The 783-nt window shown below is 47.3% G+C and carries 1 protein-coding gene; it reads left to right on the top strand.

Translation table 11 applies throughout. The features are described 5' to 3' along the window. Window positions 1–57: 57 nt before the first annotated feature. Window positions 58–738 carry a DUF6161 domain-containing protein gene (locus INT22_RS01235; protein ID WP_319021977.1) on the top strand — a complete coding sequence of 227 codons (681 nt, stop codon included), beginning with the start codon at window positions 58–60 and terminating at the stop codon, window positions 736–738. The last annotated feature ends 45 nt before the right edge of the window (window positions 739–783 follow it).

The following is a 783-nucleotide window of genomic DNA, read 5'->3' as shown; positions in this document are numbered from 1 at the left end:
ACGTCGTAGGATGAACGCTTACGCGCTTATGGAAAAGCCGAATCAGAGACTCAGTCGCTGTTCAACCTACGAGAAGCATGGGATGAAGAACTAACTCGCCAGACTGGTCAAGCTGGCCAAAGTCAGGAACGGCTCGATACTCTGACAGGGCGTGCAGATAAGCTGCTGGAAGGGCAGCGTAAGCGCTTCGAAGAAAATGTCGGCGAATACGAGCAAGAACTTTCAGGCGCTATCGAAAAAGCTCGGAATGATTTAGAGGCCTTGACTCAGACCTATGATGACAAGCTGGCACTCCAGGCACCGGTCCGATATTGGAAGCTTCAGGAAAAATATCATCGAGATAAATCGATATTGTTCGCTATAGTAACTGGGTTGTCTGCGATTGTTGCAATTTCAGGATTGGTCTGGTTTGCTCTGTATGTTTTAAATCAGCAGGTTGGTGAATTAATAGTAGGCAGGCTGGTAACTATGGCCGTCCTTACAACCTTCGCTATATGGGCAGTTCGGTTATGTGCAAATTTGTTTATGTCCCACAATCACTTGCATGTCGATGCCCAGGAGCGCAGGACGATGATTCATACCTACCTTGCCTTGCTGAGGAAAAAGAACGCTCTGCATGATGACGAGCGTCAACTTATTCTTCAAACGCTTTTTAGGCCTAGTGCAACTGGCATGATCAAAGAGGATTCTGGCCCTGTTCATTTGGTTGACCTGATGAATCGGATGGCTCCTAAATGACGGTAGACTGAACGTAGTAGTTCGTAAGCGCCCATAAATCAGCAC

Source organism: Halomonas sp. 3D7M, assembly GCF_014897885.1.
Taxonomy (GTDB): Bacteria; Pseudomonadota; Gammaproteobacteria; order Pseudomonadales; family Halomonadaceae; genus Vreelandella.
This window is presented reverse-complemented; position numbering and strand designations above follow the sequence as displayed.